The sequence below is a fragment of the Desulfuromonas svalbardensis genome, assembly GCF_055389415.1.
This window is the reverse complement of record NZ_AP042416.1, coordinates 1,047,346-1,064,487: the sequence shown is the minus strand read 5'-3', so window position 1 is coordinate 1,064,487 and position 17,142 is coordinate 1,047,346. Positions and strand designations below refer to the sequence as shown.

The 17,142-nt window shown below is 46.9% G+C and carries 12 protein-coding genes; 11 read left to right on the top strand and 1 reads right to left on the bottom strand.

The annotated features are described in order from the left end of the window. The first annotated feature begins 55 nt into the window (after positions 1-55). The 9 genes from topA to ACZ5KY_RS04680 all read left to right on the top strand — a co-directional run bounded on the left by topA (position 56) and on the right by ACZ5KY_RS04680 (position 13,061). Positions 56-2,512: a type I DNA topoisomerase gene (topA, locus tag ACZ5KY_RS04720; protein ID WP_464242750.1), complete on the top strand. Its 2,457-nt coding sequence runs from the start codon at positions 56-58 to the stop codon at positions 2,510-2,512. Between the two features lie 123 nt (positions 2,513-2,635). Next, entirely contained in the window at positions 2,636-3,967 is a 1,332-nt protein-coding gene (gene trmFO / locus ACZ5KY_RS04715; RefSeq protein WP_464242749.1) for a methylenetetrahydrofolate--tRNA-(uracil(54)-C(5))-methyltransferase (FADH(2)-oxidizing) TrmFO, read from the top strand. Beyond that, the gene (locus ACZ5KY_RS04710; protein WP_464242748.1) at positions 3,960-4,562 is read left to right on the top strand and encodes a Maf family protein; all 603 of its coding nucleotides are present in this window, start codon (positions 3,960-3,962) and stop codon (positions 4,560-4,562) included. Before trmFO ends, ACZ5KY_RS04710 begins: the two co-directional genes overlap by 8 nt. 38 nt (positions 4,563-4,600) lie before the next feature. Then, positions 4,601-5,287, top strand: a complete 687-nt coding sequence (locus ACZ5KY_RS04705; RefSeq protein ID WP_464244631.1) for a YggS family pyridoxal phosphate-dependent enzyme — start codon at positions 4,601-4,603, stop codon at positions 5,285-5,287. A 3-nt stretch (positions 5,288-5,290) separates the two neighbouring features. Further along, positions 5,291-6,679 (top strand): sodium-dependent transporter, encoded by a 1,389-nt coding sequence (locus ACZ5KY_RS04700; protein ID WP_464242747.1) that lies wholly within the window; start codon positions 5,291-5,293, stop codon positions 6,677-6,679. A gap of 1 nt (position 6,680) precedes the next feature. Further along, positions 6,681-7,307: an HAD-IA family hydrolase gene (locus ACZ5KY_RS04695; protein ID WP_464242746.1), complete on the top strand. Its 627-nt coding sequence runs from the start codon at positions 6,681-6,683 to the stop codon at positions 7,305-7,307. Continuing rightward, on the top strand, positions 7,304-8,602 hold the full coding sequence (locus ACZ5KY_RS04690; protein ID WP_464242745.1) for a hypothetical protein: 1,299 nt from the start codon (positions 7,304-7,306) through the stop codon (positions 8,600-8,602). Before ACZ5KY_RS04695 ends, ACZ5KY_RS04690 begins: the two co-directional genes overlap by 4 nt. A gap of 91 nt (positions 8,603-8,693) precedes the next feature. Beyond that, on the top strand, positions 8,694-11,438 hold the full coding sequence (locus ACZ5KY_RS04685; protein ID WP_464242744.1) for a bifunctional diguanylate cyclase/phosphodiesterase: 2,745 nt from the start codon (positions 8,694-8,696) through the stop codon (positions 11,436-11,438). A gap of 75 nt (positions 11,439-11,513) precedes the next feature. Then, the gene (locus tag ACZ5KY_RS04680) at positions 11,514-13,061 is read left to right on the top strand and encodes a DUF342 domain-containing protein (protein WP_464242743.1); all 1,548 of its coding nucleotides are present in this window, start codon (positions 11,514-11,516) and stop codon (positions 13,059-13,061) included. Positions 13,062-13,118: 57 nt separating this feature from the next. Here the strand turns inward: ACZ5KY_RS04680 and proC are convergent, their stop codons facing one another. Next, positions 13,119-13,925, bottom strand: coding sequence for a pyrroline-5-carboxylate reductase (proC, locus tag ACZ5KY_RS04675; protein ID WP_464242742.1), 807 nt, complete (start codon positions 13,923-13,925; stop codon positions 13,119-13,121). A 368-nt stretch (positions 13,926-14,293) separates the two neighbouring features. On the opposite strand from proC, the gene speE reads away from it, so the two are divergent. Continuing rightward, entirely contained in the window at positions 14,294-15,139 is an 846-nt protein-coding gene (gene speE / locus ACZ5KY_RS04670) for a polyamine aminopropyltransferase (RefSeq protein ID WP_464242741.1), read from the top strand. Between the two features lie 37 nt (positions 15,140-15,176). Next, positions 15,177-17,126: a biosynthetic arginine decarboxylase gene (gene speA / locus ACZ5KY_RS04665; protein ID WP_464242740.1), complete on the top strand. Its 1,950-nt coding sequence runs from the start codon at positions 15,177-15,179 to the stop codon at positions 17,124-17,126. Positions 17,127-17,142: the final 16 nt, after the last annotated feature.

The following is a 17,142-nucleotide window of genomic DNA, read 5'->3' as shown; positions in this document are numbered from 1 at the left end:
CTTAAATTGTTGTGCAACGACCCTTTGCACTGACTAACCACTCAAGGACCAATTCATGGCACGCTCACTGGTAATTGTGGAATCACCGGCAAAATCGAAAACCATCGAAAAATTTCTCGGCGAAGGCTATAAAGTCCTGGCCTCCTATGGCCACGTGCGCGCCTTACCTAGCAAACAAGGTTCGGTTGATGTTGACGCAGGGTTTGTCCCCAACTACCAGATTATGCCTGAAAGCAAAAAGCATATTGATCTACTTAAAAAAGAAGTAGCTGAATGTGAAGAACTGCTTCTCGCAACTGACCTCGACCGCGAAGGTGAAGCCATTGCATGGCATCTTCTCGAAGCGCTTGGTGTCTCGGAAAAAGGGAAAAAACCCGTTGTAAAACGGGTAACGTTTCACGAGATCACTAAGCCTGCTATTCTCGAAGCCGTTGCTAACCCACACAAAATTTCTCACGAACTGGTTGATGCTCAACAGGCCCGAGTTATTCTTGACTACCTTGTCGGCTTTACACTGTCACCATTTCTATGGAAAAAAATACGCTATGGTCTCTCTGCCGGTCGCGTGCAATCAGTGGCATTACGCCTAATTTGTGAACGTGAAAAAGAGATCAGCGCATTTAAGTCGCGTGAGTATTGGAGCATTGAGAGTCAGCTTGCCAATAACCTTGGTAAGGGGTTTGAAGCCAAACTACAATCAGTAGACGGCGATAAGCTAACCAAATATGCGATTCCCGATAGCGATTCGGCTCAAGCACTTGTTGATGCAATTAATGGCCACCCACTTCATGTTGAGTCAGTCGTCTGTAAAGAGAAAAAACGCACCCCGGCAGCACCTTTTACCACCAGTACGCTGCAACAGGAGGCGAGCCGCAAACTTGGATTCTCAGCGCGAAAAACCATGACGATAGCGCAAAAGCTTTATGAAGGAATCAACATTGGTGACGGCGCAGTCGGTTTAATTACCTATATGCGTACCGACTCGGTCGCCCTTTCTACTCAGGCTACAGACGAAGCACGTGAGGTGATCACTGCAATGTACGGTGAGGAATATTCCACCGCTAAACCGCGTGTGTTTAAAAGCCGGGCAAAAAATGCCCAAGAGGCGCATGAGGCAGTACGACCTACTGGCATTGCCAACCATCCTGAAAAAATCAAATCTTCTCTGAGCTCGGACCAATACAAGCTCTACCGTCTTATTTGGATGCGTACTGTTGCGTCACAGATGGCACTCGCTCGCCTTGATGCTACAAGCGTCGATATCATTACCCAAGGTGCCGACAAAGTTTATAGTTTTCGTGCCACAGGTCAAATTATCCGCTTCGCTGGATTTATGAAGCTCTACATTGAAGGAACGGATGACGAAGACCAAGAGGACGAAGAGGGAATGCTGCCCGCCTTGGAAGAAAACGAGGAGATCTCGTGCCAAGAACTGTGTCCGAACCAACACTTTACCCAGCCGCCACCACGTTACACTGAGGCAAGTTTAGTGAAAAACCTTGAGATACATGGCATTGGCCGGCCATCAACCTATGCCTCAATCATGAATACTCTCGTTACCCGTAAATATGTCCGCCTCGAAAAGCGTGCATTTTATGCCGAAGATATTGGTATCGTTGTCAGCGATTTACTCAGTAACCACTTTGCCAAATATGTAGATTACGATTTCACCGCGAAATTCGAAGAAGATCTCGATGCGGTCTCTCGTGGTGAGAAAAAATGGAAACCGCTACTTAAAGAATACTGGGAACCATTTGTCGCCTTGCTACAACAAAAAGACAAAGAGATTAACAAGGCAGATATTACCACCGAAAAAACAGATAAAATTTGCCCAGAGTGCAATAAAGAACTGGTCATTAAACTTGGTCGCTCTGGCAAATTCTTAGCCTGCAGTGGTTTCCCCGATTGCCGCCATACTGAGCCACTCGATGGTGCCGAACAAGAGGAACCAGAGATTTCAGATCAAAAGTGTGAAAAATGTGACGCACCGATGCTGATTAAAATGGGCCGTTATGGCAAATTTCTCGCATGTTCAGGATATCCAGCGTGCAAAAACATACAGCCATTGGTTAAACCTAAAGCACTCGGCATCAACTGCCCCAATTGCGATGATGGCGAACTGATGGAGAAAAAAAGCCGTTATGGCAAAATATTCTTCTCCTGTAATCAATATCCAAAATGCAAATTTGCTTTATGGGATCAACCATTAGAGCAACCTTGCCCTAAGTGTTCTTTCCCGCTGACGGTTGAAAAAACAACCAAACGCTTTGGCACGGTCCATAAGTGTCAACAGGAGGAATGCGATTGGGAGGTTGTGATCGTTGAGCCGGTGAAAAAGCCAACCAAAGCAGCAGCCAAAAAAGCTCCGGCGAAAAAGGCAGCGGCGAAAAAAACACCCGTTAAAAAGGCTCCTGCTAAAAAAACAGTGGCTAAAAAAGCTCCTGCTAAAAAAGCACCCGCTAAAAAAGCTCCGGCTAAAAAAACAGCCAAAGCCAAAACAACTGAAGAGTAGTTCAATCCCTCTCGTTTCGGATTAACGTCAACGTGTGTGTCTTTACAACAAAGACACACACGTTTTTTTGTTGTACAACGTTACTATGAGCACTCAAGATAAAACCTGGATAAGGAACTATCGATGCAAAAATTAACCATTATTGGCGCAGGACTCGCGGGGTGCGAAGCCGCATGGCAAGCCGCACAACTTGGGATCTTCGTGACCCTCATTGAGATGAAACCTGAGCATTATTCTGAAGCCCATGAACTTCCCGGACTTGCTGAACTCGTTTGTTCTAACAGTCTACGCGGTATGGGGATGAATAATGCTGTAGGGTGCCTTAAGGAGGAACTGCGTCGCGCGAACAGCTTATTCATGCAGGCTGCCGATGCCACAGCTGTTCCCGCAGGTGGTGCTCTAGCGGTTGATCGCGCTGCTTTTAGCGACTATGTCAGCCAACGCATCGAAGAGTGTCCGCTGATTGAAGTCATTCATCAACAGGCCTGTCGCATCCCAGATGAGGGACCAGTCATTGTCGCCAGCGGTCCGCTCACCTCAGCTCCCCTTGCCCAGCACATTGCTGAACTGACGGGTGACGAGGATCTCTATTTTTATGACGCTATTGCCCCGATCGTTAGTGCCGACTCAATTGACCACAGTGTGATTTGGCGTGCTTCACGCTACGACAAAGGGGATGCTGATTATCTCAATTGCCCCCTTGATGAGCAGCAATACAAACAGTTTGTCGCTGAACTCTGCGCAGCAGAAAAAGTCCCTGCGCGTAATTTTGAAAAGATGATCCACTTTGAAGGCTGTATGCCCATTGAGGAGATGGCCGAGCGTGGCGAACAAACGCTAGCCTTTGGCCCGATGAAACCTGTCGGCCTACCCGATCCACGCACAGGAAAAGTTCCCCATGCGGTGATTCAACTACGCCAAGACAACCACCATGCCACCAGTTACAATATCGTTGGCTTCCAAACAAAGTTGACCTATCCAGAACAACGACGCATCTTTCGTACGATTCCTGGACTCGAACAGGCCGAATTTGAACGCCTTGGCAGCGTCCACCGCAACACCTTTATCAATGCCCCGCATTGCCTCAATGGTCGACTACAACTCAACAGCGACCCACGGATCTATTTTGCCGGTCAAATAACAGGAGTCGAGGGTTATGTTGAATCTGCGGCCTGTGGTTTTCTCGCTGGACTCATTGCCAGTTATGACCTGCTGGAACGTGAGCTGCCGTTACCTCCGGCGGTAACAGCCTGCGGTGCCCTGCTGAACCACTTGAGCAACAAAGATCAACCCAAGGGCACCTTTCAACCACAAAATGTTAACTACGGCCTCTTCCCGCCACTTGAAGGGGGCAAAATGAAACGGGCACTCCGTCGGCTAGCTATGGCCGATCGCGCCCTTGACGCGTGGGACAACTGGCGCGCTACCCTCACACAGGAGAACGATCATGCCTAATCAATACCCGCAAATTGTCCTTGCTTCAGCATCGCCTCGCCGTCGTGAACTACTGGCTAGCGTCGGCATTCAATTTCAAATCATTCCAAGCAATATTGATGAGATACAACAGCCCGATGAAAAACCTGAAGACTTTGTCTTGCGCTTAAGTCAGGAAAAAGCTGCTGAAGTCGCACAACGATCAACAGTTTCTGGCCGCTGGTTTATCGGTAGCGATACGATTGTGAAATGCGATGATCAGATTCTCGGCAAACCAGACTCCCGTGAAGATTCTGCCACCATGTTGCGCATGCTGTCTGGCCGCAGCCATCAAGTGATTTCTGGCTATGCGATCCTTGATCGCAACACCAACCAGTGGCTGAGCCGCAGTATCACCACCGATGTCACGTTCCGAACATTGACAGACCATGAAATTGATGGGTACATTGCCAGCGGTGAACCCGCAGATAAAGCAGGTTCGTATGCCATTCAGGGACTAGGGGCGTTCATGGTAACAACGATCAACGGTAGCTACAGCAGCGTGGTCGGCCTGCCTTTAGCGCAAATATTAGATGACCTACAACAACTTGATGCCTTTGATCTGTTCGCCAAATAAGATCAACGGGAACCCCATTAGCGAGTACTGTTATGCCAATTGATATCGCCACCAATCTCCGCACCATTCAACAACGCATTGATCATGCGTGCCAGCGCAGTGGTCGTGACCCACAACTGGTCTCCCTCATTGCGGTATCAAAAAAGAAACCTGCGGACTTGGTTATTCAAGCTGCCACGGCTGGACAACCACTGTTTGGTGAAAGCTACGTGCAAGAATTTGTCGATAAGCACCAGCAGATCTCAACTCCAGTACGCTGGCACTTCATCGGTGCACTGCAAAGCAACAAAGTTAAATACCTGCGTGGCACAACAGAACTGATTCATTCCGTCGATCGTTACTCACTCGCCAAAGAGATCAATAAACAGTGGGCAGCCATCGAGCAAACGGCCAACATCCTCATTCAGATCAATGTCGGCGCAGAACAAAGTAAAGCCGGCGCGACACCTGATAATGCAGAGGAGCTGGTTCGGCGTATTGCAACACTGCCAAACGTAAGAATTCAAGGGCTCATGGCCCTGCCGCCATACCATGACGACCTGGAGCAGGTACGGCCATGGTTTCGCCAGCTGCGCCAACTTGCTCAGCAGATTGATGATCTACACATCCCAAATGTATGTATGGAGACATTGTCGATGGGGATGAGTCACGATTTCGAAGTCGCTATTGAAGAGGGGGCCACCCTCATTCGCGTCGGGACAGCTATCTTCGGTGAACGGGAGTAAAAAATGACTCAATCGACCACTAACCGGCCAATGTGGGGTTCACGACTCGGATTCATTCTAGCTGCGGCAGGAAGTGCTGTCGGCCTAGGTAATATTTGGAAGTTTCCTTATATCGCCGGCGAAAATGGTGGCGGTGCGTTCGTTTTAGTTTACCTCATCTGTATTGTCGTTGTCGGCCTACCCATCATGATTGCCGAGCTAATGATTGGCCGTCACACGCGCAAAGATGCCATCGGTGCCTTCATCGCCTTAGAGCACAAAAATTCGTGGTGGCAAACCCCAGGTTGGATTAGTGTCGGCGCCGCCTTTATCATCAGCTCCTACTATTCAGTCGTCGCAGGCTGGACACTCGATTACATCTATCGCTCGCTTATTGGTAGTTTTAATAATAAGAGTACGGTCGTCATTGAAGGGATGTTTGACTCACTCATTGCCGATGGTGGGCGGCAAACACTGTGGCATTTTATCTTCATCATCCTATGCTTAGCGATTGTTATCAGCGGCATTCAAAAAGGGATTGAGCGCTGGAGCAAGATCCTTATGCCCGTTTTGTTGCTCTTGCTTACCTTACTGTTCGTCAATGGCATGATGAGTCCTGGCGCGCAACAAGGTCTAGCGTTTATGTTTCGACCTGATTTTGCCAAACTCACGCCAAGTTCCATTCTCGAAGCGATGGGTCACTCATTTTTCACCCTATCCCTTGGTATGGCAGCGATGATCACCTACGGCTCCTACCTGAAAAGTGATGAGGACCTATTTGCCGTTGGCATACGCGTTGCCGGCCTTGATACTCTCATCGCCATCATGGCGGGACTGGCCATCTTCCCAATCGTTTTTGCCGTCGGCATGGAACCCGCTGCGGGGCCCGGCTTAATCTTCAAAACCATCCCGGTGGTTTTCTCGCAAATCCCAGGTGGCTCAATCTTAGCAATCCTGTTCTTTCTCTTACTTGCTTTTGCGGCACTCACCAGTAATATTTCCCTTATCGAAGGGCAGGTTGCCTACCTAATTGATGAGCGCAAGTGGAGCCGAAAACGCGCCACCTGTACCATTGCATCCCTTGCCTTTGTCGTCGGTATCCCGACGGCGTTATCATACAATTATTTTTCAGGTTGGACCCCCATCGGCGATCTGTCGTTTTTTGATTCAGCCGATCTCATTGCATCAAACTACCTCCTGCCCATTGCCGGACTACTGACCGCTATCTATGTCGGCTGGTTTTGGCGTGGCGGTGAAGAAAAAGAGGAGTTAATGGCCGGTGGTGCGGGCTGGGTTTATCCCTTATGGCACTGGCTTATTCGCTTTGTCGCCCCTATTGCCGTCACCATCGTTCTTTATTACAAAATTCAAGAAACAGGATTATTCAGCTACTTCGCTGGGTTGTTCTCCTAACATGGATATTCACGCTTTTTTATTTGATCTCGATGGCACCTTAATCGATTCGGCACACGACTTAGCCAGTGGCGTGAATCGCTTACGTCAGCACCTCGACCTGCCACCACTTGATCAAAACACAGCATTAAGTTTTGTTGGCGATGGCGCCACAAAACTGGTGCAACGTGCCCTGCCTGAAGGGATGTATCACCCTAAACATCTAGCTCTTTTTTTACACTTATATGAGCAACATCTCGTTGAGCACAGTGCTTGTTATCCCGGCATCCGTGAGTTTTTGCACCATCACCGCGCACTGCCCCTTGCGGTAGTTAGTAACAAGCCACACCATCTCGCCGTGGCACTGCTTGAACAACTTGACCTGATCAAGCCGTTTTCACTGATCATCGGTGGCGATAGCCTGAGCGAGAAAAAGCCGCACCCGCTGCCGATTCTGTACGCAGCAAAGCAACTCAATGTTAAGCCACAACACTGTGTCATGATCGGTGACCATCATACTGATCTCTATAGTGCTCAGGCTGCAGGGTGTGCCAGTTGTTATTGCCATTACGGCTTTGGTCAACCAGCGGATGCCCCGATGACATGGAGCGTGAATAAGGCTGATGAATTATTGACGTTGTTCCCATGAACAACACACCAACAAAGCCCACCATCACGTTAGCAGAGATCAGTATCTTTTTCTTTCCACTACTGCTCAATATTCAACTGATGAGCGTTTCCCACTCAATCATCAATGCCGCGCTCGCCCGTGTTGATGATTACGTCCTCGCCCTCGCTTCATTTTCAGTGGCGATGGTCGTTCACCTACTGTTTGCGTCGCCATCCTATCAAAACCACACCATCACCATCGCTATTGTCCGTGGCAAACGCTCGCTACGCGGCATGGTGATTTGCGTTGTCCTTATCGCCTGCTATGTTTCAATCATGCTCAACCTGATCGCCTACACCTTTGTCGGTGACATCCTGTTACAAACAATTCTCGGTGTATCTGAACCTGTCGCCAAAGGGGCACAACGCGTATTAATGCTACTAGGACTCCTGCCATTTTTCACTGGATTTCGTGGATTATTTCAAGGATTAGTCATTAAAGCACGACGAACCAACCTTGTTTCCATTGCCACAGCAGTACGAATTGTAGCCCTACTTGGTTGGCTCTATGCTGGACAACGCTGGTTTAACGGCCCAGAATTGGGAGCCTTTGCACTATTGATGTGCATCATTGTTGAAACAAGCTTGATGGGATTGTTTGCCTGGCGCTATCATATTCTCCCCAGCGAAAACACAGCCGTCGATGAAAAATCGACTGGCGAAATTCTACGCTTTGCCCTACCCGTTGCATTTTCGTCAGGACTACAACAAACAATTCCTGTGGTTATTAATGCCATCATAAGCCGCCTACCCGATGCCAATTTAGCTTTAGCATCGTTTGGTATAATTCGGGCGCTACTGTTTATGCTTTCAGGCCCAATGCGTAATTTACAGCAAGTGTACTTGACTCTTATTGAAACTGCTGAAGACTACCGCGTTCTGTTCCGTTTTTTCCTGTGGACCAGCTTAGGCATGGCTGTATTAACCATCGCCATCGCCGTACCAGGAAATCAACTTATTTTCGAACGTGTTTTTGGCTTAGCTGATGAGTTACGCCACTACATTGTTCTACCATTGAGTCTGTGTGCGATCTATCCACTCATTTATGGTGGCACTAACTTACTGCGTGCTTATTTTACCGCAAATCATCACACTGTTATTTTAGGCCAAGCAACCCTAGTAAAATTCGGCTATCTTCTTTTTTGCTGGCTGGCAAGCCTCATTATATCAGTCCCTATTTCAGGGATTATTCTCGCAATATTTCTCCTTATTAGTAGTGAAATTGCTGAAGGATGTTTTTTGCGAGCAAAACGGTTTAAATATCTGACCCGTTAACCATTGCTCTCATGCCAACAATTCCGTATAATGATAGGATCATTGATTATTAGTTTTCGTCGCGTGGAAATGAAATATAAAGAGTTCTTATATGATCAAAAAAATCCTTAATTCTCATAAAATAGAGTCGATTTCAAGCGCACGATTTCTAATCATGATTTTCATCGTCATTTCTTTATTTGTCACTCTCACGGGAGGGCTGTTTTACCAATACCAAAAACAGGCCACCATCACAGCGGCACGAACAAATCTTATCATGCTCGCCGACCTTAAAGCGCGACAAATTAGTCATTGGCGCCAGCAACGAATTTCACTTGCACGACTACTTACATCAAATTCCTCCATTAACGACCAAATCGTACGTTACTTGAATGAGCCTACGGTTGAGATAAAAGAAACAATCAGCAACGCTCTTTGGCCGACGTTAAACGAATCAGAGGGACACACGATCTTCTTGGTTGACAACGAAGGTAACGTTCAACTTAATATTGGTGATGTGTACAACGAGGGAGAACATATTGATCACCAGCAACTGACTCTAGCCCTTCAACAACATCAAATTGGATTTGGTAAAATCTACCATTCTCATGAAAATCCAAATGATATGGCGGCGAATCACGACAATCATTTACATATGAACCTGATTGCTCCCATCTATCTCAATAACAATCAAAACAATCCCTCTGTCGGGGCATTAATTATCGTCATTAATCCTAACCACTTTCTGCTGCCCCTCATGACATCGTGGCCAGTGCCAAGTGAAAGCGCCGAGTCTGTTCTTGTGCGCAAAGCAGGAGACCAGATTCAACGCCTTACCCCTGTACGCGGCATGCCAAACGAGGAAGCTCTTAACACACGCCAGCCACCAGAAGGGGTAGCCTCTCCAGGAAAGTATCTCAGGGAGGACAAAGAGGGCTTTTTGGAAGGTTACGACTATCGGCGCGTTGCTGTTTTTGCGGTGATCAAGAAAGTGGCCGACTCACCATGGATTCTAGTCGCGAAGGTGGCACAAAGCGAAACAACCAAGCCTCTTAAAACGTTACAACTGATCATCTTTGTTGTCACGGCGATCATTCTATCAATTACCGCCATCATTTTAAGATTATGGTGGCTGCAACAGCAGGCTGAAAACCAAGCAGCCTATTACCAAAATGAGTTACAGAACCGCACGATCATCAGCCGCTTTAACAATCTTACCCGCTTTGCCAACGATATTATTCTCCTGTGCGATGAAGAGGGGACCATTATTGAAGCAAACGAGCGTGCAATTGAAGCGTATGGCCAAACGCTTGACGAACTACGACAAAAAAAATTGCGCTCCATCTGTGATATGGGCGATGAAGAGTGTAGTTTACTGTGGCACCAATTAGCTCATAACACAGAGATTAAATTCCAATCCATCCAGTTTCGCGGTGACAATTCAACCTTTCCCGTTGAGGTCAATGCCAACTGGATCGAGATCGAAGATCGAAAACTTTTACAAGCGATCATACGCGACGTATCAGAGCGTGAGCTGGCGCAAGAGCGCTTAACTCACCAAGCGGAGCACGACCACCTTACCGGGCTACCAAACCGCACCTTGATTACTGCGTTGATCAAGCAAGCTCTGGCAAAAGGGGTTCGCAACAACACTAAAACAGGTTTGTTACTGCTTGACATTGATCGCTTCAAAAACATTAACGACACCCTTGGTCACACCATTGGCGATAAACTGCTGACAACGCTGTCCGAGCGCATAAGTAAGACCTTACGCGACACAGACACTGTGGCACGTTTTGGTGGTGATGAGTTTGTGGTAATGGTTGAAAACATTCAAGAAATTTCTAATCTGGCCCTCTTGGCTACGAAACTTTTAAAAGTGATCTGCAGTCCTATTTTTATCGACGATCAAGAGATGTATGTTACCACGAGTATTGGTATTAGTGTCGCACCAGACGACGCAACGCGTTCAGACCGATTGATACAATTTGCCGATACAGCGATGTCTCGTGCAAAGGAATTGGGCCGCAATAATTTTCAATTTTTCACCTCTGACATGAATGCCCACACCCAAGAGCGATTACAACTTGAAACAAGCTTGCGCAAAGCTCTCGACCGCAATGAGTTTGTTGTCTATTACCAACCTCAGTTTGACCTGAATACTCAACAGATTCTCGGTAGTGAAGCACTCATTCGCTGGCAACATCCTGAGCGGGGCCTTGTGCCCCCCAACGACTTTATTCCCCTTGCTGAAGAGACAGGATTAATCGATCAAATTGGTCAATGGGTTCTCGAACAAGCATGCAAGCAGAATAAAATCTGGCAACAAGAGGGATTTACAGAACTAACGGTTGCAGTCAATCTTTCTGCACGGCAATTCTTAAATAAAAACCTATCAAGTGATGTATTTAGTACACTGGTTGAAACGGGGTTAGCCCCCCAATATTTAGAATTAGAACTTACTGAAAGCCTGTTGATGTACGATGTGGAATCATCCATCCGGCTGATGAAAATTCTCAGCGACAAAGGGGTCACTCTTGCCATTGATGATTTTGGTACCGGCTACTCATCCCTGAGTTATCTCCATCGTTTCCCCATTGATAAACTAAAGATTGATCGCTCATTTGTTAGCCCTATTGGCGAAAACGACGACACCATTATTGCCCGAACGATCATTGCTCTCGCTCAAGAGATGCAACTCAAAATTATCGCTGAGGGCATTGAAACTGAAGAGCAATTAAATTTTTTGCGTCAATTTGATTGCCATACTGGCCAGGGTTACCTCTTTAGTCGTCCCGTTCCAGCCCGTGAGTTTACAGCGTTGTTACAAAAACAAAAAATACTGTCTGAACCATAATACTTATCAGCACTTCGACCGATAAGTACACTAGGCGCTTCCATACACTATATTTGCTCAAATCAGGACCAATTAATGGCAGAAACCTCTGAATCAGACAACAATACATTCCCACCAGCTTCGGGCAATATTGTTTACGAAGAAGATCTGAAAGAATATAAGGTTCAACTCGTCATCAGTGATGATGAGATGTCTGCCAGCTTAAGTCTCTATCCCGACAAATCAAACAAAGCACTTATTGACGCTCAGGGCGTTATCAATATCCTCGATAAAAATGGTGTTGTCGATGGCTACCAGATTGAAGAGATTAACAAGTTTTGCGCTTTTGCCTGTAAAGGCAAAAAACAAAACAACATCATTCTTGCCGCCACCTACCCTCCTGTCCCAGGGGAAGATGGCTGGATTGAACCACTGATACGTACAGACGAAGATGCTGCTTCTGAGTTTACTGAAAAAGAGGATGGCAAGCTTGACCTCTATACCCTAGACCTATTCACCTGTGTTGAACCTGAACAATCAATAGCGATCCTCCATCCACCAGAGATTGGCGAGGGATCAAGCACCGTCACAGGGAAAGTTCTTGCACCATTGCTTGGTAAAGAACTTGAGGTCCGCCTAGGTATTGGTGTTCGAATTGGCGGTGACGGATGCACATTTATTTCAGAAATTTCAGGTCGTGCCGATCTAAGCGAAAATACACTATCTGTCAGTGAAGACTACATCGTTCACGGTGATGTTGATCTACATATTGGCAACATTAAGTTTCCCGGATTTACTCAAATCAGTGGCGATGTGCTGGATAACTTTGATATCTGCGCCCTTAAGGGGATAGAAGTGACAGGAACCGTTGGCAGTTGTCACCTGATATCAGATGGCGACATTACCCTCGGCAGCATGACAGGCAATGGTGACGGCTTGATTCGTTGCGGCGGCAACCTGACAGCAAACTACCTCAACGGCGTCACCGTAGAATGTATGGGCACGGTTACGATTAAATATGAAGTACGTAACTGTATTATTAAATCAGCAGAAAAGATTATTGTTGAAAATGGCGTCATAAGTGGTGGCCAAGCCATTGCTTTACAGGGAATTGAAGCAAAAGATATTGGTGCCGAAGCAGGCGTAGCAACGCTATTACAATCAGGAATATATTTTCCCGAAGAAGATCAGCTGCAAAGGCTCAAAATTCAGCAAAAAAGTATAGCAATCCAAAACCAATTCATCAAAAAAAGCCTTGGCCCGCTGAACAACCAATCAAAAAAAGATACCTCCCTAACTGGTGCTATAGAAAAACGGCTTGAGATCCTCCAAAATCGCCTCGAACTCCTCATCGTTATGCAAAAAGAGGTCAAAGACAAGCTCAATGGCTTTGTTTTTGGTGAGCATGAGGGTAACGCCAAAATCAATGTGCACCGCCGTTTAAAAGAGAAGGTGACGATCTCGTTAGATATGGTTACTGAAGAAATCCGCCTTGAGCATCAGGGGCCACTTTCTGTCGTTGCTGATTCAACAAATGGTATCCTGCGCTTTTGTGACATGACGGCGTTAACGGTCAATGCTGAAGAGATGGAACTCGATGAGCTGGAGAGTGCCGCAGAACCTGAGCCCTCTGAATTCATATAATAACGTACGGTACATTGTCGCGCTGCGGCCCGCATGGCAAACCGCAACGCTAAAGAATCAACCTAACTCTCGTGAGCGTTTAGCGGAGCAATGAACCGCTTCGATCAGTGCGGCGCGTACACCGCCCTGCTCTAACGCCCTAACCGCAGCAATTGTGGTCCCCGCTGGGCTACAAACTCGATCGCGTAACACGGCGGGATGATCATCACCATCCAAGACCATCTGTGCCGCGCCAGCAACGGTTTGAGCCGCAAGCATCAACGCGGTGTCACGTGGCAGTCCTTCAAGAACTCCACCATCGGCCAATGCTTCAATCATCAAATATACATAGGCTGGACCTGAGCCTGAAAGCCCCGTTACAGCATCAAGCAACGATTCTTTAACGACCTGAGCAACACCAACACATTCGAACAGTGCACATGCCGCAGATAGATCATCAACACTGGCATTCGCCCCCGCGCAAAGCCCAGCAGCTCCCGCACCAATAAGCGCTGGAGTATTTGGCATAACGCGAATCACTCGCGCACCCACACCAAGAATCGCTTCAATCTTCGCTGTTGATACTCCAGCAAGAATAGAGATTAAACATTTATCGTCACCTAGAAGTGCTGCAATTGGTTGCAATGCGGCATCAAGAACCTGAGGTTTTACCGCCAGAATGATTGCTGAATGTTCAGCAACTACATCACGGCTACTTTCTGTTGTGACGACACCATAGGTATGCTCTAAAAATAAACGGCGCTGTGGCATCAACTCAGCAACAGTAATACGGGAAGCGGAAACACCACTGGCAACTAAGCCACGAATAAGGGCTTCTGCCATGTTCCCTCCGCCGATAAAACCAATTTCCTCAATTTTTTGCATTACAATGATCCTTTCACCGTCTATGATTTTAGCTAAATCAACGTGTTCTGCAATTGTACTAACGACTGAACTAGTGTGACCATTCAATAAAGCCAACAAAATGTCAAGTTCTAGCGTCTATCAACGCTAAATCTTAGAAATAAACATAGCCCCCTATCGAACCTATTCGCGAAAACCCTTGATGTAGTGTGTCACTGCTGGGTGTTGTGTGCCTTTAATTGACGATATCGTTCTTTGTCTGAGCCAAATTATTAACATCGTCAGGACACTGTCTTGAATATCTAAAATATAAGGTTGAGGTTTCGATAATTTTACGGCATAAGTTGATGACAACGCATTACACAACCGTTCAGCAAAGGATAATGATAATGGAACTTTGGTATACTGAAAAACATTCTGAAAATGTCGGCATCACCATGAAAGTGAGTCGTAGTCTATTTTCCGGTAAAAGTGAATTTCAACAACTCGAAATTGTTGAAACCCTTGAGTACGGAAAAATGATGCTCCTCGATGGCCTAGTCATGGTGACTGAGCGCGATGAATTTATTTATCACGACATGATCGTTCACCCCGCGTTGTTCACCCATCCGAGTCCTAAAAATGTTTTGGTTATCGGCGGTGGTGATGGTGGCAGTATCCGTGAAATAATGAAACATCCTGAAGTCGAGCAAGCAGTTTTATGCGAAATTGATGGATTAGTGATCGAAAAATCAATCGAATTCTTACCCACCATGGCCAGTGAAATTGATGGCAACAACCCACGGGTTAAGCTCCATGTTGATGACGGTCTCGCTTATATTCGTGACCATCAAAATGAGTTTGACGTGATTCTTGTCGATTCCACCGACCCCATCGGCCCAGCAGTTGGCCTCTTTGAAGAGGATTTCTATCGTCTTGTTTACGGTGCATTAAAAGAAGATGGCATTATGGTCGCACAAAGTGAATCCCCTTTTTATCATGCAAAAATTCAACAATCGATGTACACAAACTTGCGTAATGTATTTCCTATTGTTGAGATGTACCAAGCGTTCATTCCAACCTACCCCAGTGGCTTTTGGAGTTTCGCCTTTGCCAGCAAGCGCTACCATCCGGTAACTGATTTTGATGCACAACGCGCCGCTCAGCGAGATTTTTATACCAAATACTATAATGAGCAGCTCCACCTTGGCGCATTTATGTTGCCAACATTTGCCCGCGAAAATATTGCTCAGTAACCACCCCCCTTTCCCCCTACCAAGGCAGAGATGGCCCATGAATAAAAAGCGTATTAACAATTGGTCTCTTGATGACTCTGCTGAACTGTATGGCGTGCATCACTGGGGTATGGGGTTATTTGGTTTAAATGAGCAAGGTGACCTTACGGTTCAAATACCTGCCAACACCGACACCATAAGCACGAAAGACACACCCGCTGTATCACTTATGGATATCGTCGAGGGGATAGAATTACGTGGCCACGATATGCCGGTATTACTGCGCATTCAAAATTTCCTCGATACCCGCATCGCCTTGCTCCACAACACCTTTCGCTCAGCAATTGAGCAAGGAGGTTATGACGGCAGTTATCTCGGCGTTTTCCCCGTTAAGGTAAATCAGCAATGCCAAGTGATCGAAGAGATCACCCGCTTTGGTGCCCCCTTCAACCATGGCCTTGAGGCGGGTAGCAAAGCCGAACTTCTCCTTGCGCTGGCTCACATAAAAAACGATGGGTTACTGATCCTAAACGGCTACAAGGATTCCGAATTTATCGATTTAGGCTTATGGGCAACCAAATTAGGCCATCGTTGTTTCTTTGTTATTGAATCCCCTGCGGAATTAGCCTTACTCATTGAGCGTAGTGTAAAGCTGGATATCAGGCCTAATATTGGTGCCAGGATTAAAGTCAGTGCCAAGGTCAGTGGCTTATGGACAGAAACCAGCGGTGACCGCAGTAGCTTTGGCCTCAACAGCAGTCAATTGCTGGCTATGACCAACACATTACGTGAACACAAAATGCTTGATTGCTTGCAACTTCTTCATTGCCACCTCGGCTCACAAATCCCCTGTATAGAGGATATCAGCACCGGTGTTCGCGAAGCATGTCGCTACTACACCAGCCTCCTTAGCGAAGGTGCTGCGATGCAATATCTCGATTTAGGTGGTGGTTTGGCCGTTGACTACAGTGGTGTACGCAGTGGCGCTGAACATTCACGAAACTATTCCCTCAAAGAATATTGCCAGGCCATCGTCAATCAAGTTCGGTCCGTTGTTGATCCCCTTAACATCCCACATCCGCACATCATCACCGAATCAGGCCGGGCTACTGTCGCCTATGCCAGCATGCTATTATTTGACATTTTAGATGTAATGAAATTTGATGCGGTGACACTGCCGCAACAACTAGAGAAGGATGCCCCCACTGTTCTACAGCAGCAATTCGCTCTGTATCACGACAACAAGCAACCCGTTCAACAGCGCCATCAACAGGCCCAACTCTATCGAGAGCAAGTACGTCAAAGCTTTGAAGCGGGGCAGCTAACGCTTCAACAACGGGCACTAGGAGAAGAGATTTATCTCGCCACGGCGCAGGACATTGTTGATCACCTAAGTGATGACAACCACCTTGAAACGCCACCACAACTCGAAGGGCTAAGGGATAGTTTAGCCGATATCTATTACGGTAACTTTAGTGTTTTTCAGTCACTACCAGACACGTGGGCTATCGGTCAACGATACCCCATTGCCCCCCTGCATCGCCACCTTGAAGCACCATCGTGTGATGCAATCATCTCGGACTTAACTTGTGACTGCGATGGGCAGCTTGACCAATTTATTGTTAAAGGGCGCGAAAGTAAAACGTTGCCGCTGCACCCGTTCAAAACGGATGAGAAGTATTATTTAGGTGTGTTTTTGATCGGAGCGTATCAAGAGACTCTCGGTGATATCCATAATCTATTTGGCGATACCCATGTGATAAGCGTGCGAATTAATCCAGATGGCGGTTTTGATATTCTAAAAGAGATTGCCGGTGATAGTATCGGCGATGTCCTAGGTTATGTGCAACATCAGCCTCAAGCGCTCATTGAAAGTATTCGCAATAAAGCCGAAGGAGCAGTACGCAACAACGTCATCACCATCCAAGAGCGGCAGCAGATTCTTAATTCTTTTTCTGACACCCTCGACGGTTATACCTATTACAAACAAAAACAGCCAAGGCTCTGAATCTACAGCCTTGGCT